Origin of the sequence: Bacillus sp. EB600, from assembly GCF_024494385.1 — a bacterium.
In the GTDB taxonomy this organism is placed as follows: domain Bacteria; phylum Bacillota; class Bacilli; order Bacillales; family Cytobacillaceae; genus JAEVLT01.
This window is the reverse complement of record NZ_JAEVLT010000007.1, coordinates 108365-128480: the sequence shown is the minus strand read 5'-3', so window position 1 is coordinate 128480 and position 20116 is coordinate 108365. Positions and strand designations below refer to the sequence as shown.

15 protein-coding genes are annotated in these 20116 nt (G+C 39.1%); all 15 read right to left on the bottom strand.

Annotation, left to right across the window (positions count from 1 at the left end):
- Nucleotides 1-262 precede the first annotated feature (262 nt).
- The 15 genes from JN080_RS10135 to JN080_RS10065 all read right to left on the bottom strand — a co-directional run bounded on the left by JN080_RS10135 (nt 263) and on the right by JN080_RS10065 (nt 19848).
- Nucleotides 263-1135, bottom strand: coding sequence for a R2-like ligand-binding oxidase (locus tag JN080_RS10135; protein ID WP_256235861.1), 873 nt, complete (start codon nt 1133-1135; stop codon nt 263-265).
- A 340-nt stretch (nt 1136-1475) separates the two neighbouring features.
- The gene (locus JN080_RS10130; protein ID WP_256235860.1) at nt 1476-2120 is read right to left on the bottom strand and encodes an NUDIX hydrolase; all 645 of its coding nucleotides are present in this window, start codon (nt 2118-2120) and stop codon (nt 1476-1478) included.
- 171 nt (nt 2121-2291) lie between these two features.
- Nucleotides 2292-2555 (bottom strand): MmgE/PrpD family protein, encoded by a 264-nt coding sequence (locus JN080_RS10125; protein WP_256235859.1) that lies wholly within the window; start codon nt 2553-2555, stop codon nt 2292-2294.
- Between the two features lie 234 nt (nt 2556-2789).
- Nucleotides 2790-4004 (bottom strand): CaiB/BaiF CoA transferase family protein, encoded by a 1215-nt coding sequence (locus tag JN080_RS10120; RefSeq protein WP_256235858.1) that lies wholly within the window; start codon nt 4002-4004, stop codon nt 2790-2792.
- A gap of 302 nt (nt 4005-4306) precedes the next feature.
- Nucleotides 4307-4498, bottom strand: a complete 192-nt coding sequence (locus tag JN080_RS10115; RefSeq protein ID WP_256235857.1) for a hypothetical protein — start codon at nt 4496-4498, stop codon at nt 4307-4309.
- Nucleotides 4499-5121: 623 nt separating this feature from the next.
- Entirely contained in the window at nt 5122-6108 is a 987-nt protein-coding gene (locus JN080_RS10110; protein ID WP_256235856.1) for an electron transfer flavoprotein subunit alpha/FixB family protein, read from the bottom strand.
- Between the two features lie 20 nt (nt 6109-6128).
- On the bottom strand, nt 6129-6896 hold the full coding sequence (locus JN080_RS10105; RefSeq protein ID WP_256235855.1) for an electron transfer flavoprotein subunit beta/FixA family protein: 768 nt from the start codon (nt 6894-6896) through the stop codon (nt 6129-6131).
- Nucleotides 6897-6937: 41 nt separating this feature from the next.
- Nucleotides 6938-9091 (bottom strand): acetate--CoA ligase family protein, encoded by a 2154-nt coding sequence (locus JN080_RS10100; protein ID WP_256235854.1) that lies wholly within the window; start codon nt 9089-9091, stop codon nt 6938-6940.
- 115 nt (nt 9092-9206) lie between these two features.
- Nucleotides 9207-10436, bottom strand: coding sequence for an acyl-CoA dehydrogenase family protein (locus tag JN080_RS10095; RefSeq protein ID WP_256235853.1), 1230 nt, complete (start codon nt 10434-10436; stop codon nt 9207-9209).
- Nucleotides 10437-10817: 381 nt separating this feature from the next.
- The gene (locus tag JN080_RS10090; RefSeq protein WP_256235852.1) at nt 10818-11657 is read right to left on the bottom strand and encodes an FAD synthetase family protein; all 840 of its coding nucleotides are present in this window, start codon (nt 11655-11657) and stop codon (nt 10818-10820) included.
- 150 nt (nt 11658-11807) lie between these two features.
- Nucleotides 11808-13889, bottom strand: a complete 2082-nt coding sequence (locus JN080_RS10085) for a (Fe-S)-binding protein (protein WP_256235851.1) — start codon at nt 13887-13889, stop codon at nt 11808-11810.
- 40 nt (nt 13890-13929) lie between these two features.
- Nucleotides 13930-14367 carry a methylmalonyl-CoA epimerase gene (gene mce / locus JN080_RS10080; protein ID WP_256235850.1) on the bottom strand — a complete coding sequence of 146 codons (438 nt, stop codon included), beginning with the start codon at nt 14365-14367 and terminating at the stop codon, nt 13930-13932.
- A gap of 23 nt (nt 14368-14390) precedes the next feature.
- Nucleotides 14391-15521: a methylmalonyl Co-A mutase-associated GTPase MeaB gene (meaB, locus tag JN080_RS10075; protein ID WP_375141630.1), complete on the bottom strand. Its 1131-nt coding sequence runs from the start codon at nt 15519-15521 to the stop codon at nt 14391-14393.
- Nucleotides 15521-17686: a methylmalonyl-CoA mutase gene (gene scpA, locus JN080_RS10070; RefSeq protein WP_256235848.1), complete on the bottom strand. Its 2166-nt coding sequence runs from the start codon at nt 17684-17686 to the stop codon at nt 15521-15523. The genes meaB and scpA overlap by 1 nt, the downstream gene beginning before the upstream one ends.
- On the bottom strand, nt 17683-19848 hold the full coding sequence (locus tag JN080_RS10065; protein ID WP_256235847.1) for a methylmalonyl-CoA mutase family protein: 2166 nt from the start codon (nt 19846-19848) through the stop codon (nt 17683-17685). Before JN080_RS10065 ends, scpA begins: the two co-directional genes overlap by 4 nt.
- Nucleotides 19849-20116 lie beyond the last annotated feature (268 nt).

The following is a 20116-nucleotide window of genomic DNA, read 5'->3' as shown; positions in this document are numbered from 1 at the left end:
GAGCTTTATATTTTGAAAGATGGCTGACCAAGTAGTTATCTTACAGTTTTGTGTTTGATCCTTCCTATGTAAATAAAAATCTAATATATTCTTTTTCATTTATAGTAGCGGATAAGAGAAAGTGAATTATCTAATCTAAACTAATTTATTTGGAGGGTAATAATTCAGTTATGACTAAGCAATTCCTCTTATTCGCTTCTAAAACAACTTGTTTATTAAATATTCTTAAACATTATTTTAAGAAATCCACATTATCAATCCATTATTGAGGTGCTTTTTCTCTTAAAAGACTAGCATCATAAGATTTTTTCAAAACATTTAAGCGTACTTCTAATTGTTTTCTGGCAAATGCCAACATATCTTCTATTTTAATGCCAAACCCATCCGTTTCCGACCCGCCCTGGGCATTGGATTTCCAGACGTCTTCCGCAATCGGCCACCATTCATTTCGTACTTTGTTTTCAACAAAATGATAAATTTCTGGATCCTCTTCCGAAATTAAACGGTTTAGAATGTGGTGACCAAATGAAATATGTCGTGACTCATCATGTTGTAAATTACGAATGCCTTCAATTAAACCAGGCATAATATTGTTTTTCTTTAACCCCTCATAGAAAGTCCAGTAACCTGTTTCTGCTTGGATTCCTTCTTGGAAAATATTATATAATGCGGAAGCTTCGGCCATCTGAATTGGTGATGGCTCATCGATTAAACGGTTCATGGTCGTTGGCAACGTTTCAAACCAAGTTTCTCGATGTAATCCATTAGAATAATTGAGATCTCCTGGTTCTCCAATTGCATTCATATAGAGTCTAAACATCTCAACATGCTTGGCTTCTTCAAAGATAAATGTCGTTAAATACATCTCTTCCTCGAGCCAACCTTTTTTAGCAACAGCCATAATCATTGGTAAAATATCCATTGTTACTGATTCTTCCCCAACTAAATATCTTGAAACTCGTAATCTAATTGTTTCTTGTTGTTCAGTAGTGAGTTTCTTCCAATCCTCTTTATCTTGTGAAAAATCAATGTCACTTGGATTCCAAATTCCAAATTGTTTTGCTTTCTGGAATAATTGGTATGCAAAAGATTTTACATCAAGTCCTTTTGATAATGAATAAATCTTTTCTCTCATAATACAATCAATCCCCTCTAGGTTTTTAATAATAGAACAAAATACAAAATTAAATTTTTTCATTCTTCCAATTGTCGATGGTCGACAATTTCAGGAACAAATAATCCCCTCTCTTATTTAAAAAATAAAACGCTTTCAAATTTATTTATTGAAAGAGTTATTCGTAAAAAATAATAATAAACATATATTGTTATACTTTTGAAGGAGAATATTTTATAAAGTTAGAAGATTTAACTGAAAATAATTAATATTCCGGTAATTCTATATTAAATAGTTTATATTTATTTGTCAATCATTTAAGGTAAATTTTTAATAGAAGGAAATAATATATTCATATTTTTTAATTCAACATTCTTAATTCCCCTCCATTCTGATAATTGATAATTGTTTGGAGTGAAAGAATCGTTGGTGGAACCATGGATAATTCCCCTTTTTGAAATAATTGTATGGCCTCAGCTGGGTTAATCCAAAATGCCTCGTCAATTTCATTTTCGTCTGGAATTGGGATCTGCCCTGCAGGCAATTCAGCAATGAAAAAACGAACATCGAAGCGGTGCGGTCTATCTTTTGGTGTAATTCTGTGTCCAAAATAGCTTAATTTATCAAGGTTAAGTTCGATTCTTTCTTGTTTTAATAGTTGTGAAAAAGAGATTTTTCCGGCAATGAGTAAACGCCGATATTCCTCACTATTTTTCTTTTCCAGTTGAATCGTTTCTCTTCCTTGTTGATGGCCTAATAAAACACCAACCTCCTCATAAAGCTCTCTGGCAGCAGCTATATAATGGGAGGGGCAAAAGTTAGTAGTAGGCTGCCAATGGCTCAATAAATTGTCGGCTAAGAGAAAATCATCTTCTTCTACGGAACCGCCAGGGAAAACATAAAATCCGCTCAAAAATTTCATCGTTTTAGGTCGACGTGTCATGTAGACTCTTGACAATTCATCCATTAAAACGACAGTTGAAGCAGGTCTTGGGATTACACTCATTTTAGCCTCCTCTTTTCAGATTAGAATAATAGATTGAATTCATTTCATGTTTCTAAGCCAGAACAAAATAATATTCTTTATTTATTCTTAATTTGAAATGAATTCTAATTAATAACATTCTAATGAATGTTATTGCTTTTTCAATATTTATTGAGTATTCATTAACTAACCTTAATCAAAGGAATCTACCAGCCAACGAATATCCTTTTCCTCTTCGAGGTTATCGATCCTTGAAAGATATTCCTGAATTTTACCTTGATCTAATTTAAATTTAACAAGACTGCGAAATTTGTCCCCAACTTCTTCAATACTCATTGGGTTTTGCGGTGTACCTTTTGGTCCTCTTCCTTCTCGTTGTAATTTTACTTCACCATATTCATTTATAAAGTTAAGCCTGCACTGATGGTAATGTGTTAAGTCAGAAGCAATTTTCACTTTGATTTTATTTTAATTTCTTTGTATATTGAATCCATCCAATGGTGAGCAAAGTCAAGGCTGTGCTCTGGTTTAATGATATCCACTCCATTAATAGCAAGCAAAAGAATGTATTGGATGTGAAAACGAGCATCATTTGAAGTAATTGGTGGACTTGTTTTTGAGACTGCAGGGATAATGTATTCTGGTAACTCTACAATGATTTCTGATGCCTCGTGAAGTGCTACTCCATTTTTACGTTGCTGAAATCTTATGCGATGAAGACTTTGTAACCCCTTTTTTCTCAAATTGCTCTATTTCCGCATCTGAAAAATTCAAGGCTGACAGAATTTGATCGGTATGCTGTCCTAATAGAGGTGCAGGTGTACGTATTTCTCCTGGTGTTTCTGAAAAGAAGGTAGGAATGCCGACTGTTTTCATTTTTCCAATAACCGGATGCTCTATTTCTTGGATCATGCCTCTTTCTAAATAATGTGGATCCTTCATGGCTTCATCAAAAGTATTGATAGGTCCAGCAGGTACACCAGCCTTTTCACAGCGAGTCAACCAATAATTGTTATCTTGAAGAACTAAGACACTTTCAATCTCACTTTCCAAAACCTCGATATTTTCCATTCTCTTTGCATTGTCAATGAATAGCGGATTTTTGATCCATTCCGGTTTTTCGATGACATCTATACAGAATTTCTCCCAATTTCGTTGGTTTGCACAACCTAACATGAGATAGGAGTCCTTTGTTTTAAATGCTTGATAAGGTGCTAAGGATCGGTGACGATGGCCAGTTGCTTCAGGCACTTTTCCATTCGTAAAATAAGCAGCTGCTTCCCATGCAAACCAAGGGAGACCAATTTCAGCTAAAGAAAGATCGATTTGTTGCCCTTTCCCTGTTTTCATTTTATGAACATACGCTGCTAAAATAGAATATACAGCCGTAATTCCAGCGCCAATATCATAAACCGCAACCCCTGATTTAAACGGTCTCTTTCCTTTTTCCCCTGTCATGCTCATAAGTCCTGTCATCCCTTGGGCAACTAAGTCAAACCCACCTTTATGAGAATATGGCCCTGTTTGACCAAAACCAGAAATGGAGCAATAAATAATTCCATCGTTTATATTTTTAATCGCTTGATAATCAATTCCGAGTGAAGCGGTTACACCAGGACGAAAATTTTCAACAATGACATCTGCCTCCTCGGCTAATAGATAAAAGATTTTCTTGCCTTCCTCTGTTTTTAGATTTAAAGCGATACTCTTTTTATTTCGATTTATTTGAAAGAAACTGATGGATTCCCCATTAACAAATGGCCCTGTGAGACGTGTATCATCCCCACCGTTTACTTTTTCAACTTTTATAATTTCTGCACCAAGGTCAGCTAATACCATCGTACAGTATGGGCCTGCCATAATTTGCGATAAGTCAATTATTTTTAGTCCGTCAAGTGCTCCCATTATTGTTCCTCCCTTTAAATATTGCTTGATTTCTATTTGTAATAGTAGATTGTCGACAATCTACTATTAAATTATTATACAATTCTGAATCATTTAAGTAAATGAATACGCATAAGACTCAGAATATTTATTTTTAAAAAGATAGCCAATTGATATAACTTTTACCTAAAATCTATAAAAGCCAATTATTTGGATACCCTAAAATAAATTGACTGTAACAAAAACAATCAAACTCACCAAAAGAAAATAATAGACGCCAAAAACAGAATTCCATTTAGCAACCTGAAGGGAAGTAGAGCCTACTAAACTGATATAATAGATGTTGTACCATTAAAAGGACATACCATAATCCCGATTACCATTGATGCCATTAAAGAGCCACCCCATATTACTGGATGAATACCAATGGTTGAAGGATCCACAATATGTAGCACAATGATATAAGCAACTAGCGGATGCATTCCCATGATTGAAAACAGGATAACAATGAGCATAAACACACTTACCAGTAAGCTAGGATGAAGATTATTAGATAACCAAATGAGTCCGTCTATAATGTATTTTTCACTAAGGTATGTGTGATGTTCATCGAAGCCATGTGCATAACGGTTCCTGTAATAAAAGTTAAAACTTGTGTAAAAGAAAAAAACTGACTGGATTTTTTAATTTTTTTCCTCGACAATTGTTCAATGGAATTAGCATATCCTGATACCTTCACAGGTAGTGTTAGTAACGGGACTAAACCAATTAGAGTGATGACATCAACTGTATTGGAAAAATAAACCAATTGGTGAATGATATTCTTTTTGTCAATAAATGTTATGGCTCCCAGTAATATAAATAGAAGCGAAATGGAAAGCATAACACCTTTCAATGTTTGGAGAGTATATATTATACATAGGAATGAAAGGATCGTTAAAATAACAGAAATCCATTTAGATCAAAACGGAATGCTTAGCAAATAAAATAAGAAAGTAAGAAGAAAGCAAACCGTACTAATTTTTTTATACAACCAATTGCCCCTTCTTCCTTAGATAAATCGCTTATACAATCAGAAAATTGGCAATATCAAAGATGATCATTGCCAATCCACTGTTGTTCGATATTCTCAAAACAATTAACCTACTTGTACTTCTGCAAGCAGATTTTTAAACTCTTCTGTTAGCATTGGAACCACTTCAAACAAATCACCAACAATTCCGTAATCTGCAACCTGGAAAATCGGCGCTTCTGGATCCTTGTTTATAGCGACGATGATTTTTGAATTACTCATACCTGCAACATGCTGAATCGCTCCTGAAATTCCGCAGGCAATATATAGGTCAGGTGTTACAACTTTACCTGTTTGGCCAACTTGCATAGAGTAATCGCAATATTTTGCATCGCATGCCCCCCTGGAAGCCCCAACAGCGGCACCTAACACATTTGCTAATTCATATAATGGTTCGAATCCTTCCTTGTTTTTAACACCGCGGCCTCCAGATACGACAATCTTGGCTTCAGTTAAATCTACACCTTTAGTTGCTCTGCGAAGTACATCTTTAATAACGGTACGGATATTTGTGATTTCAACATCAAAGTGAACAACATTTGCTGTAAGGCTTGTATTTGCTTCATTTGGTACGATGTTATTTGGACGAATAGTGGCAAAAATAGTCCCTTCTGACACTTTTTTCTTTTGAAATGCTTTACCTGCATAAATTGGGCGGATAAATTGAATTTCAGAATCATTGATCTCAAGACCAGTACAATCTGAAATGAGACCTAGATCTAATCGCGCAGCTATTCTTGGAGCTAAATCTTTTCCAATCGCTGTGTGACCTAAGATGATAGCATCCGGCTGGATTTCCTTAATTATTTGAGTGAATGCTTGTGAATAGGCATCAGTAGAATAAGAGTCTAATTGACTGTTTTGTACGACATAAACTTCATTTGCTCCTTGATGGGCAAGCTGATTTACATAGGTTTGGGAGTCACTGCCAAATACAATTGCAATCACTTTCCCTCCGTTTGACACTTGTTTTGCAGCGGCAAGAGCTTCTATAGAAACATTACGAATATTTCCTTCTCGAGATTCGGCAAAAACTAATACATTTTTACTCATTATGTTCAATCCCTTTCTTCTTAAATTACTTTTGCTTCTTTATATAGTAATTGCACCAATTCATTGACTTGGTCAGATAATTCACCACTTAATACCATACCGGCTTCTTTTTTAGGAGGCAGATATTGATCGGTAATAAGGGTTTTTGAAGGAATTTCATCAGCTTCAATTTCTAAATCATCAGCTGAAAGTCTTTCAAGTGGTTTTTTCTTTGCTTTCATAATCCCTGGAAGAGAAGGATAACGTGGCTCATTTAATCCTTGTTGAGCAGTAATTAGAACTGGTAATGAAGTTTCAATAAATTCTGTTTCACCTTCAACATCTTTTTGTACCTTCACAGTTGTTCCAGCAATTTCTAAGCCAGTAACCGTAATGATATGCGGAATATCTAATAGCTCTGCTAGTCTTGGTCCTACTTGGGCTGCACCATCATCGACGGCCATATACCCACAAATAATAATGTCATAAGAATCTCTATTTACTACAGCAGCAATAACTTTAGAAATTTTATTCTCGTCTCCAAATAGATCTTCATCATCGACAATAATGGCTTTGTCGGCACCCATTGCCAGTGCTTTTCTTAATGCATCCTCTGCGCGATCCGGACCTACTGTAAGCACTGTAACTTCCCCACCATGAGTCTCTTTTAACTTCACTGCTTCTTCAATCGCAAATTCATCGTAAGGGTTAATGATGAATTCAACCCCATCTTCTTTAATTAACCCATCTTGGATGACTATTTTTTCTTCTGTATCAAAGGTCTGTTTAAGTAGCACTAAAATATTCATTTTGTTTTCTCCTTTCAGAAAAATCTTTTATATCGACTTTATTAATTCAGATTTTCAGCTAATTTAATTGATTTTTTCCAATGTTGCTGTTTAAGTTTGATTAGAGCATCTGCTGCCATAACCCCATTCTCTAACGGATAAACCATTACTGGGTTTATATCTACTTCTTCAATTTCATCAGCATAATCTGTGACCAGATGACTTAGTGAAGTGATTAAATCACAAAGCGCTTCGATATCACCCGGGGATTGACCTCTTAGCCCATTTAAGATAGAAAAGCCTCTTAACTCTTGAATCATTTTTAATGCTTCATTTTTATCCACAGGTGCTTTCCTGATAGAAACATCTTTGAATGCTTCTAGAAAAATCCCCCCTAACCCTACCATAATCATTGGCCCAAATAGCTGATCGGTTTTTGACCCTACAATGATTTCGGCAACAGGAGGATCCAGCATCTCTTGAACTAATACTCCTTCAAATTCTGCATCCTTCATCTGCAAAATAGTTTCACGAATGTAACTAAATAACCCAAATACATCAATATCATTGTTAACATTTAGTTGGACAAGATTTGCTTCTGTTTTGTGTAAGATCTGCGGTGACATTCCCTTTAATGCGACAGGGTACCCAATTTCATTAGCTATTTGAACGGCCTCTTCTTCCGTTTTCACAACCTTTTCATTTGTGACTGGAATATCGTAATTTTGCAGTAATTGTTTACTGTATCCTTCTGTCAAAGCACTGGAAGTAAATAGAGATAAATCAAGTTTCTTCTTTTCCCAATGCGTCTCACTTTTAGTAGATTGATAGAAATGATTGCCCAAATAACACAAGGCTTTTGCTACATTAACCATTGTGATTGGATCATCAAAAACAGGAATTCCTATTTTATGAATCTTCTTTTTGGTTTCTTGTGTAAACAAAGTGGTCAGCAACTGTGGGATATGCGGGAATTCATTACTGATGTCATTCATGGCAGATAAAAGTTCTGCAAAAGCTTCTTCTTTATATCCTTGAATGCCTGTAAAAGTAACAATCATATCATAGGTTCTATTATCTAGTACCTCTCTCAAAAATTCCCCCAAAAGTTTTGGATTATTGACTAGATGACCTGTAAAATCAATCGGGTTTTGTACAGAAGCAAATGGAACTAACTGTAGTAGTTTTTTTCTTACGCTTTCATCAGGTTGAGGTAAATTTAGATCTTGAAATGCTAGATAATCAGCCATCATTACACCAGCTCCACCCGACACTGTAAAGATAGCGATGTTTTTTCCTTGTGGAAGACGTCCAAAAGAACATGCATAGGATACATCCAACAATTCTTGAATACTTTCAACCCGATACGCACCAGTTTGTTTGAAGACCGCATCATAAGAAGCATCCTCACCAACTAATGAAGCTGTATGAGATAATGCGGCTTTACTACCAATCTCTGATTTGCCAACCTTTAGGATAATGACTGGCTTTTTATTTCTCTTTGCCATTTCTAATGATGCTATAAACTTTTTCCCATCTTTACAGCCTTCCAGATAGACAGCGATGACGTCTGTATTTTCATCTTGAGCTAAGTAGGCAATACAGTCTGCTACATCAATATCCGCTTCATTACCGGTGCCAATAAAATAATTGAGTCCTATTTGTTTTTGCGCTGCCAGTGTATAAATGTATCCGCAAAATGCCCCACTCTGACTTACAATCCCGATTCTCCCTTTAGGAACGCTACCTAATGATGGTGTTAATGCAAAATTTGCAATTGCCCCCTTTTGCAAGTTAAACATGCCAACTGTGTTTGGTCCTAACACTCTCATTTGATAGTTTTTAGCTATTTTAGTTAGTTCATCTTGATTTCGTTTCCCTTGTTCCCCAATTTCAGAAAAACCTGCACTCATGACGATAATCGACTTTACCCCCTGTTCACCACAATCACGAACAGCATGTAAAACCAAGTAACTTGGCAGTACAATAATCGCTAAATCAACAACACAAGGAACTTGACTGATAGTTGAATAACATTTTAACCCGGCAATTTCAACATACTTAGGATTTACAGGGAAAATCTTCCCCTGAAAGTTAAAATCTACTAAACTCTTAATAGGAAGTCCTCCGATTCTGGTTAAATCAGAGGATGCTCCTATAATGGCAATGTTTCTTGGATCTAGTAAGGGTTTTAGCGTATCTACTTCTAATTCCATGGTTCACCTACCCTTTTTAAAAGAATCCATTTCATTCCTATCCAGAATTATTTGAAAATTGTAAGGCTTTACAATTTGTTTCATACATATTGTAAAGCCTTATTTTTGTTAACGATTATTTTAAAACTAAGCTATCTTTTATGCTAGGCATTAACTCGCCAGGCTTAATTTGTTCATCAAGTAAATGTTTTGAAATGGTTCTGCGAAGCATTTCATCAGAACCTTCATATACTCTCCAAACACGTAGGTTACGGTACCAGCGCTCAATAGGGAATTCTTTTGTGAAGCCCATACCGCCATGGATTTGGATAGCTCTGTCAACAACACGGTTAACCATGTTAGTGCCATAAAGTTTTGACATTGAAGCTTGATGTCTAAATTTAATGCTGTCATTTTTATCAGAGTTCCAAGAACCTTCTTGATCAGCCATCCATGCTGCCCGGAACATAATCCATTTTGCTGCTTCAATTTCAGTTGCGGAGTCAGCAATCATCCATTGGATCGCTTGGTTGGTACCAATTGGTTTTCCGAAAGTTACACGAGTATTAGCGTAATCAATAGACATTTCTAATAGTCTTTCAGCAGCACCAATGCTTCGTGCCGGAATAACCCACCCACGGTTATGATTGATGAACATCATCGCATATTTAAATCCTTTTCCTTCTTCACCGATGATATTTTCTTTAGGGACGCGAACATTATCAAAAATTAATTGTGCAGGCTCCCAAGTTCCACCCATTGTTTGAATTGGTTCAGATCTCCAACCCATTTCACGATCTACCAGGAATGCTGTAACACCACCGCTTCTTCCTTTCGATTTATCAGTTGAAGCAAAAACGACTGCAAAATCAGCTTCCATACCACGAGTGATGAAAACTTTTTCACCGTTAAGGATATATTCGTCACCATCTCTAACAGCTGTTGTATTCATTTGCGGATCAGATCCACCGCTTGGTTCAGTTAAAGCAAAGCATGGGATCTTTTCCCCATTTACTACAGGTACAAGATATCTTTGTTTTTGTTCCTCGTTACACGCATAAAGAATATTGTGAGCATGACCCCCAAATTCAAACGGGACAAACGTTCTGTATTGCTCCATTGTAACGATGGCACTGGTAATTGGATCTAAGTTAGCACCTCCATATTCTTCAGGTGTATTGATTCCCCAGAACCCAGCTTTTTTTGCTTTTAATTGAAGCTCCTTTAATTGTTCTCTGGAAATTCCCGGTCTCCCTTCACGCTCATTTTTAAGGACGTCATTTTCTAAGGGAATTAACTCCTTATTAACGAAATCTCTTATCGTTTTTTGTACCATTCTTTGTTCTTCTGTTAAACTAAAATCCATTTATTTTTCCTCCTTTTTGTTGATTGTCGACTGGTAAAAGTTTTTTTAAAAAGGTCGTCGACAACTCTATGGACTTATTATATTATTCAGAATATTTTAAGTAAATTAGTTTTTTCTAAATATTATTTCATTTTTTCCGAAAGATAGAGGTAAAAAATGAAAATAGAACAAATAGAATATATGGTTGAGATTGCGAATACTGATTCCCTTACTGTTGCCAATAACAGCCATGTATATGTCTCTACTATTAGTCAATCTTTTTATTAATTTGAAAGGCAACAAATAGAAAATGGGTATAAAAAAATAAAAATAGAGGATATCTCAAATGATATCCTCTATTAAATTGCATTATATAATCTGCGGAGAATGAAACACTTAAAATTATGAAATTAGTATCTTCTTGTCATAAGTTTGGACATTGTCTATCACGATGTGGCGCTTCCAGACAATGGATAATCTGCCCTTTAAGAAGGGTGGAATATCTGTTAGACATTTTAGTGACGGATCACCCTGAGTTTCGAGTACCATCACTTCTACTTTCATGGAACCCATTTGATTTTTCAGCGTAACAGCATAACGCCCGGGCGCAGGGAGTGTATAGTACGGTTGCGGTATTAAATCCTCCCCATCCCAATTACATTTGACTTCATAAAAGTTACCAAGAAATGGGGGAAGATCCTCAACCGTTCCCGTTAACAACCGTTCCCGAATACAAGAAGAACTTATTTTCTTGCCCTTGTACTCCACTTTTTCCACTTTTGTAACATTAATAAGTCCTCCTGAATCATTGATTAACCGGTCCATATTTCCTGCCCCCCGACATCCATAACAAAAATCAAAACCAGCGACTGCATGGACAACACCGAGTTGAATTAAATAGTTAACAACAAACTTTTCTGGTGGATGAGTAGCAAATTTTTGATTGAATTCAACAATATAAAATGTATCAACACCCATGCTTTCAAGTCTTGCTATTTTTTCAGATAACGGCATTAAATAACGAACATGTTCTTTACCGTTTGTGATCACAGTTTTGGGATGTGGAAAAAAGCTCATCACTGCCAGTTTCACATCTCTTTTTACGGCTTCTTCGTAAGCCGTGTTGATCACTTTACAATGCCCATTGTGGAGACCATCAAAACAGCCAAGTGCCATTACATTCGGTTTTGCTTTTTCCTGCCAGGTCGCTAAGTTATCACGGTTCAAATAGACCGTTTCCATACAGTCTCCTTTCAGTCACCTATAAGGTGACGGGTTGCTCTTATATTGTTTTCAATTGAAGTCCAGTTAACTGCCAAAATGACGAAAATGGTTATTTTCAAAAGATTAAATAAAGGAGAGGATAACCAAATGGTCATCCTCCTTGCACCATTATCGTAACGATTTTTCCAGAATTTCGACTACATCTAAGGTTTGTACCTTATCGTTAACTTCCTTTGCCTTCGTCCCATCGCCGATCATGGTCAAGCAGTATGGGCATCCTGTACTGATGACAGTTGGATTCGTTTCCAGAAGCTGCTCTGTTCTCGCAACATTGATGCGGGTTCCCGCATTTTCCTCCATCCACATACGTCCTCCGCCGGCACCACAGCACATGGATGTCTCACGTTTCCGTTCAGGCTCTGCAACCTTGACTCCAGGAATGGATTTTAAGATTTCACGAGGAGCATCATACACATTGTTGTAACGCCCTAAATAGCAAGAGTCATGGTAGGTAATGGTTTCATCCACATGATTCTTTGGCGTTAATTTTCCCTCTCTAATTAATTTTGCCAGCAATTCAGTATGATGATAAACTTCTGCCTCTAAACCAAACTCAGGATACTCATTTTTTAGTGTGTTAAAAGCATGCGGATCGATCGTTACAATTTTCTTAACATCATACTTTTTAAATGTTTCAATATTTGCATTGGCTAATTCTTGGAATAAAAACTCATTTCCGATTCGGCGCGGTGTATCACCGGAGTTCTTTTCTTCATTACCAAGTATAGCGATCTTCACTCCAGCATGGTTCATTACCCGGGCAAAGGATTGAGCAATTTTTTGACTTCGGTTGTCATATGAACCCATAGATCCAACAAAGAAAAGGTATTCAAACTCTTCTCCTGCTTTTTTCAATTCTTTTACAGTAGGGACCGTAACATCTTCTAAAGAATCCCTCCAATTAGCCCGTTCCTTACGGTTGATCCCCCATGGATTTCCTTGACGTTCGATATTGGAAATTGCACGCTGTGCATCTGGATTTAATTTTCCTTCAGTTAGGACGAGGTAACGGCGTAAATCAATGATTTTATCCACATGCTCATTCATAACAGGACATTGGTCTTCGCAGTTACGGCATGTTGTACATGCCCATATTTCCTCCTCGGTAATCACATCACCAATTAGATTGGGCATTTCAACAGTTGACGCACTTTCCTGAGCAGCCAATCCAATCGATAATGAAGGGGATAATGCAGAAGAACCAAAAGCAAAACCAGGCATCCATGGACTACGGGATGTAATGGCTGCTCCTTTTTCTGTCAAATGATCCCTCATTTTAACGATTAAATTCATTGGAGATAACGTCTTCCCTGTTCCTGAAGCGGGGCACATATTCGTGCATCGTCCGCATTCCGCGCATGCATACAGATCGATCAACTGCTGCTGAGTAAAATTCTCTATTTTCCCGACACCGAATTCCTCGGCATCTTCATCCTCGAAATCTATTTTTCTCAATTTTCCAACAGGGCCGCTCTTTTTGAAAAAGATGTTGAACATAGCGAATAACTCATGCGCTTGCTTTGACTGCGGCACGAACACCATGAATGAGAACACGGTTATCATGTGCACCCACCAAAATAAGTAGAACAGTACGGTTGCTGCTGTTGTTCCGATGCCGGAAAACACAGTCGCAATCACTCCGGAGAATGGATCATAGACAAAATCCGGTTTTTGCCCCAGCATAACCTTTTCAAATCCCAGCGAAAGTAGTATGGATATGGTCAGCGTGATCAGAGCAATAATAACAAACGCGGCTTTGGCATCCCGCTTCAATTGCAACCGCTTCAGCTTCTCAATATAACGGCGATAAAAAGCATATACCATAGCGCACAGCATGAGGAAGGTAGTCCACTCCTGCAAGAGACTGAAATATTTGTGTGCAGCCCCGAGAGGGAATTCAAAACCTCTAAAAAATCCCTTAATTATAATTTCTATGAGTCCGATTTGAATGATAAAAAAGCCATAAAACAACACTAAGTGCATAAGACCACTTTTCTTGTCTTTAAACAATTTTCGCTGGCCGAAAACATTAACCAATACAGCATTGATTCGTTCTTTGAGGTTCGGTTCAAAAGCGGTTTTCTTACCAAGCTTCACAAACAAATACCGGCTGTATACCACATTGATAAATAAGTAAATAGCATAACCAGTTACAGTGATAAAGGCCAAAAAGTTTACAAGTGCTAACATGGTATCCCCCTTTAATCTTCTGTCAATAAAATTTATGAATCTATTTTTTATTCAAATCTTCATTCATTAGTGGCTGGCATAACTCCAGCAGTATCCCGTTTGTTGATTTCGGGTGAAGAAATGCGACTAAATTACCGTGTGCTCCTTGTTTTGGAACTTCGTTAATTAACTTAATTCCTTGATCCTTCAAGAACTCTAAGCGTTCGGTTGAATTATCCACCTGTAAGGCAATATGATGAATTCCTTCCCCTTTCTTTTCGATAAATTGAGCAATCGGGCTGTCCGGGCTGGTTGCTTCTAAAAGTTCCAGCCTGGTCTCTCCTATTTCCAGGAATGAGGTACGAACCTTCTCACTTTCTACCGTTTCATAACCGAGACAAGTTAACCCAAGCAGTTCGGTATAAAATTGAACTGATTTTTCTAAATCCTTTACCGCAATCCCGATATGTGCAATTTGTTTTGGTGGTGTAGCTCTCATCCTCTTCTTCCTCTCTATATTGTTCAGACTTCCTCATATGTTTTCAATAATTGTTTCGCACCCATGGTTGCCGACATTTCACCGTTTACCAATGCCTTTTCAATCACCGGGATAAATCTGCTTACTTCCGGATGGTTAAAGAAGCTTGTTCGCAGGTAATCTTCTACCATTGTGTACATCCAATCAATGGTCTGTTTTCGGCGCCGCTGACTGAACACACCTGATTCAGATGTTTTGCTGCGGAAATCTTGAATGACCTGCCACATTTCCGCAATCCCTTCACCCGTTAATACCGAGCATGTATAGGCCTGGGGAAACCATCCTTCTGTTATCGGCTGCAAATAATGCAAAATTCGATTAAACTCAGCTTTTGCTGTTAGTGCACGCTGTTTATTTTCTCCATCCGCCTTATTGACAAGAATGGCATCGGCCAGTTCAATAACACCCTTTTTGATTCCTTGAAGTTCGTCTCCGCCTCCAGTCAGCATGACCAATAAGAAGAAATCGACCATTGAACGTACTGTTACTTCACTTTGCCCGACCCCTACGGTTTCCACAAGAATGACATCAAACCCGGCTGCTTCACAAATAAGCATCGTTTCCCTGCTTTTGCGATTTACCCCACCAAGCGTTCCTCCTGAAGCAGAAGGGCGGATGAAGGCATTTGGATTCCGTGATAGCATGTCCATCCTTGTCTTGTCTCCAAGAATACTGCCTCCTGTAACCGTACTGCTCGGATCGACAGCCAGGACCGCAACCCGATTCCCTTGCTCACAAAGCATTGTGCCCAACGCTTCGATTAATGTACTTTTTCCTGCACCGGGAACACCGGTAATTCCGATCCGAATTGAATTTCCGGTGTAGGGAAGCAGCTGTTTCAACACTTCTTGTGCTGTTTCCAAATGCTTCGCATTATTACTTTCAACCAGAGTAATTGTTTGTGCGATGATGGTCCGGTTCTTTGAAAGTACCCCCTGAACATAGTAACTTACAGATAACCGGCGCCTTCGCGGCGGAAGTGGTAGTGCTGAAACTCTTATAGTGTCGGTCAGTTCGGAGTGCTCCCCTGTAACCCCTTCCAGTACACGAGAAGCGAATTCAGCTCCCCCGCCTTCCGGCACCCATTCCGGTTTTTTCTCATTTTTATCCATAATTAGATCTCATCCTCAAGACGGCGGTTGATCTCTTCGAGCACCTTTTGTGCAGCTGCAGGTATTACTGTACCTGGTCCAAAAATAGCTGCTGCTCCATTCTGCCTTAAGAATTCATAATCCTGTGCCGGAATAACACCGCCCACTACCACGACGATATCTTCACGACCAAGCTTTCTTAATTCTTCTATTAACTGTGGTAATAATGTTTTATGACCGGCAGCCAAGGAACTCATCCCTACAACATGAACATCATTTTCTACAGCTTGCATTGCGGTTTCTTCAGGTGTTTGGAATAAAGGACCAATATCGACATCAAAGCTCAAATCCGCAAATGCTGTAGCAATGACCTTTGCCCCGCGGTCATGTCCGTCCTGCCCCATTTTGGCAATCATAATCCTTGGGCGCCTGCCTTCTCGTTTTTCGAAGTCGTCAGCCATTTTCCTTACGTGCGCTACCTGTTCGCCTTCGCCAAATTCCGTACTGTATACTCCGGTTATGGAATGAATGACAGCCTTATGGCGGCCGACTGCCTTTTCATAAGCATCCGAAATTTCCCCAAGGCTCGCTCTTACTCTTGCTGCTTCAATCGCTAATGCCAACAGATTTCCTTCACCTGTTTCAGCTGCCTTTGTAATAGCATCAAGTGTTGATTTCACTACTATTTCATCACGGTTTGCCCGCAATTCTGCTAATCTCCGAATCTGGGCTTCACGCACGGCAGTATTGTCTACTTCAAGAATTTCAAGCGGATCTTCCTTATCTAAACGATATTGATTGACACCGATGATCGATTCCTTACCCGAATCAATTTGAGCCTGACGGCGGGCCGCTGCTTCTTCAATCCGCATCTTCGGCAAGCCTGTTTCAATCGCCTTAGCCATACCGCCTAGTGCTTCAACCTCTTGAATATGTGCCCAGGCACGGTTTACAAGATCCCGGGTAAGTGATTCTACATAATAGGACCCACCCCAAGGATCAACGACCTTACAGATCCCTGTTTCATCCTGCAAAAACAATTGGGTATTGCGGGCAATCCTGGCTGAAAAGTCCGTTGGAAGTGCAATCGCTTCATCCAGTGCATTCGTATGAAGCGACTGGGTATGTCCTAAGACAGCAGCCATTGCTTCTATGCAGGTTCTTGTCACGTTATTAAATGGATCCTGCTCCGTGAGACTCCAGCCGGAGGTTTGACTGTGCGTCCTTAAAGCCATCGATTTTTCATTTTTCGGGTTAAACTGCTTGATAAGCTTTGCCCAAATCAACCGTGCCGCCCGCATTTTGGCCACTTCCATAAAATAGTTCATCCCAATTGCCCAGAAGAAAGACAAGCGTGGTGCAAATGAATCGATATCGATGCCGGCTCTTAATCCGGTCCTTACATATTCCAACCCGTCCGCCAGCGTGTAGCCTAATTCAATATCTGCAGTTGCTCCCGCTTCCTGCATGTGATAACCGGAAATACTAATGCTGTTGAACTTCGGCATATGCTGTGAAGTATAAGCAAAAATATCAGCGATAATCCGCATCGAAGCTTCAGGCGGATAAATATACGTATTCCGCACCATATATTCTTTTAAAATATCATTCTGAATTGTTCCGGTCAGCTGTGATTGATGAACACCTTGTTCCTCTGCGGCGACGATGTAGAAAGCCATAATGGGAAGAACCGCACCGTTCATCGTCATCGAAACAGACATTTTATCGAGCGGAATACCGTCAAACAAAATCTTCATATCCAAAATCGAATCCACGGCAACACCAGCTTTTCCTACATCCCCGACTACTCTTGGATGATCCGAATCATAGCCGCGGTGTGTAGCCAGATCAAAGGCAATCGAAAGCCCTTTCTGCCCTGCAGCCAGATTCCGGCGGTAGAACGCATTGCTTTCCTCTGCCGTCGAGAATCCCGCATATTGGCGAACTGTCCATGGCTTTGTTACATACATTGTCGGGTACGGCCCGCGCAAAAATGGGGCGATCCCGGCAACATACCCAAGATGTTCCATTCCCGTCAAGTCTTTATTGTTGTAAACTGGCTTTACATCAATCTGCTCCATCGTCTTCCATTTATAATCGTCTAAAGCAACATGATTCAATGGCATTGTACTGGAAGATTGAGAGTTTCCTGTATAGGTAATCGTTGTAAAATCCGGATTTCTCCTCATCGTCCAATTCCTTTCCGCTGTTGAAGGTCAGACAGCACGTTATAACAATTTGATTGCAAATGGACAAATTCATCCACACCGGCCTGCTTGAAAAGTTCTGCTTGTTCTGAATCCGGCAGCCCCGCTACAAAAAGAGTAATTTCCGGATTTTCCTGTTTAAGCTCCCGCGCCAACAGTGGTACTAGTTCGGGATATACGGCGTCATTCGAACAGATTGCAACAATTGAAGCACCGGATTCCAGTGCAGCCTGTACAGCTTGATCCGCGGTTTCGAAACCGTTATTGGAAATCACTTCAAACCCGCCGACCTCAAAAAATTCTTTAGCGAAATCAGCCGGCGCTTTGTGCCGTGGAATCGGTCCCATATTGGCGAGGAAGACCTTCGGAAATGATCCGTTCTTTTCTTTAATAATTTCTGCGTTTTTCCGTAAAGCTTCAAAGCGTTCTGCTCCGCGATGCAGCTCCAAGGCTTGAATTGTCGGTAGAACCTCATCCGATTGGCTAATAGCCTGCACCCATTCACTTAAAGTTACACCTGCATGAATAGCTTTTAAAGACGTGTTCATGATTTGTTCTCCATTTGTTCTCAGGACATGAAGCAGTCTTTCCTTTTCACTTCCATCTCTTGATCTTCGATAAGAACATACCTCTAAACATCGGGTTTGATAGACAGAATCCCTGTCCTCCTCACGTTTTGAAAGCTTTTGTTCATTCAAGTTCGGATACATGTTCGTACCTACAAATTTATCCCTACGTCGTCCGATATTCACGAAACGATTGTCAGCGATCTTTTTGATTTGGGCTTGTACAAAACCATTTTCAAGTGCCTTGAACATTCCACCCATGCCTTCAATAAGCTGGAATAGTTCCCACGCTTGTTTAGCAAGAGAATCAGTAAGAGATTCAATGTACCAAGAGCCGCCAGCCGGGTCTGCCACTTTCGATAAGTGAGCTTCTTTTTCTAAAATAATTTGCGTATTTCTTGCAATCCTGCGGGAAAATTCATCTGCTGGACGAATAGCTTCGTCAAAAGGCGAAACATGAAGACTATCAACGCCGCCAATAATGGCAGCGAATGCTTCCGCTGTACCACGTAGCATATTTACATATGGATCATACACAGTTTTGGTCCAGGAAGAAGTGCGGGCATGAATAAACATTTTCTGTGCTTCTTCATTCCCTCCAAAAGCATCAATGATTTTAGACCAAAGTAAACGTCCTGCACGAAGCTTGGCGATTTCCATGAATACATTAGAGCCAATCGAGAAGGAAAAGAGCATCCTCTGCGCAATCTCTTCAATTACCAACCCTCTTTTTTGCATTTCACGAACATACTCCACACCGGTAGCCAAAGCAAATGCTAACTCTTGAACAGCATTTCCTCCTGCATTATGATAAGAATCTCCTTGTATTAGAATCGTCTTTAATTCCGGCGTTTCATCTTTAGCCCATAAGGTATAACTTGCCATTAAGTCATACACTTTCTGCACAGAAAACGGGATCGTCCCTGCTTTTACCAGCGTTCCTAACGGATCCATACCCACACAGCCACGCAGCTCGCTGATATCCATTCCCTTCTTTTGGACATGTGCAACAACCATGCAATAGATTGGTAATCCTGCACAACCCGCTTGAATAATAAAAGGAGTTTGTTCAAGGTCAATCCCCTCCAAGGCTTTATTTAAATCTTGGAAGGTACTAATGGATACACCCCCTCTGCCTACTTTTTCCGGTAAGGCTTGATCCGGATCCTGTAGTAAGGCGGAGGCTTGATCGAGTACAAGGTTTAGCATCGTCTGGCCTCGTTCCAGATCATTTTTAGCTGCCTCATTAAAATCTAAAGGCGTGCTATAGACAAGCTCCTGACTTACCTCCCATGGTTTTTCCTGATAACCTAATGCCCGTGTTCCACGCACATAAGGAGCAGCCCCAGGCAGAGCAGAAAGGTGTAAAAGACCCTCTATATCCTCTTTTCTATACATTGGTTTAAGAGAAATACCTTCATAGGTTTTCGAAACAAGCTTCTCCTCAAACGAGGTGCCTTTTAATGTCTTCTCTGCAGCTTTCCTCCACTCTTGATAAGAAGAGAATGGAAATTCTCTGAATAGCCGATTTTCCTCATATAAATCTTGATATTCTTGCTTTTGAACAACTTTTATCATCGCTTATCCCCCTCTCCTTGCAATCGACCTTAGTTGATTGTCGACAATTTTATATATTTATTATATAATTCGGAATATTTAAAGTAAATTAGATTAATCTGAATATTATTTCATTTTTTCTGAAAGATAGAGGTGAAAATAAGCAGATCGAATATATAGTGATGTTCGTTCTAAAAAAGAGAAGTTTTTCACCTCAAGCTCGGGATTTGATTAAAACGATGAGAAATGAGGGAGCAGGTAGAAAAGGGATTTGCAGTAAGTAGATAAG

What these genes read in the sequence shown, in the direction of transcription:
- JN080_RS10135 (WP_256235861.1), bottom strand. Translation starts at nt 1,135, where the DNA reads ATGAGAGAAAAGATTTATTCATTATCAAAAGGACTTGATGTAAAATCT.
- JN080_RS10130 (WP_256235860.1), bottom strand. Translation starts at nt 2,120, where the DNA reads ATGAGTGTAATCCCAAGACCTGCTTCAACTGTCGTTTTAATGGATGAA.
- JN080_RS10120 (WP_256235858.1), bottom strand. Translation starts at nt 4,004, where the DNA reads ATGGGAGCACTTGACGGACTAAAAATAATTGACTTATCGCAAATTATG.
- JN080_RS10115 (WP_256235857.1), bottom strand. Translation starts at nt 4,498, where the DNA reads ATGCTCATTGTTATCCTGTTTTCAATCATGGGAATGCATCCGCTAGTT.
- JN080_RS10110 (WP_256235856.1), bottom strand. Translation starts at nt 6,108, where the DNA reads ATGAGTAAAAATGTATTAGTTTTTGCCGAATCTCGAGAAGGAAATATT.
- JN080_RS10105 (WP_256235855.1), bottom strand. Translation starts at nt 6,896, where the DNA reads ATGAATATTTTAGTGCTACTTAAACAGACCTTTGATACAGAAGAAAAA.
- JN080_RS10100 (WP_256235854.1), bottom strand. Translation starts at nt 9,091, where the DNA reads ATGGAATTAGAAGTAGATACGCTAAAACCCTTACTAGATCCAAGAAAC.
- JN080_RS10095 (WP_256235853.1), bottom strand. Translation starts at nt 10,436, where the DNA reads ATGGATTTTAGTTTAACAGAAGAACAAAGAATGGTACAAAAAACGATA.
- JN080_RS10090 (WP_256235852.1), bottom strand. Translation starts at nt 11,657, where the DNA reads ATGGAAACGGTCTATTTGAACCGTGATAACTTAGCGACCTGGCAGGAA.
- JN080_RS10085 (WP_256235851.1), bottom strand. Translation starts at nt 13,889, where the DNA reads ATGTTAGCACTTGTAAACTTTTTGGCCTTTATCACTGTAACTGGTTAT.
- mce (WP_256235850.1), bottom strand. Translation starts at nt 14,367, where the DNA reads ATGAGAGCTACACCACCAAAACAAATTGCACATATCGGGATTGCGGTA.
- scpA (WP_256235848.1), bottom strand. Translation starts at nt 17,686, where the DNA reads ATGAGGAGAAATCCGGATTTTACAACGATTACCTATACAGGAAACTCT.
- JN080_RS10065 (WP_256235847.1), bottom strand. Translation starts at nt 19,848, where the DNA reads ATGATAAAAGTTGTTCAAAAGCAAGAATATCAAGATTTATATGAGGAA.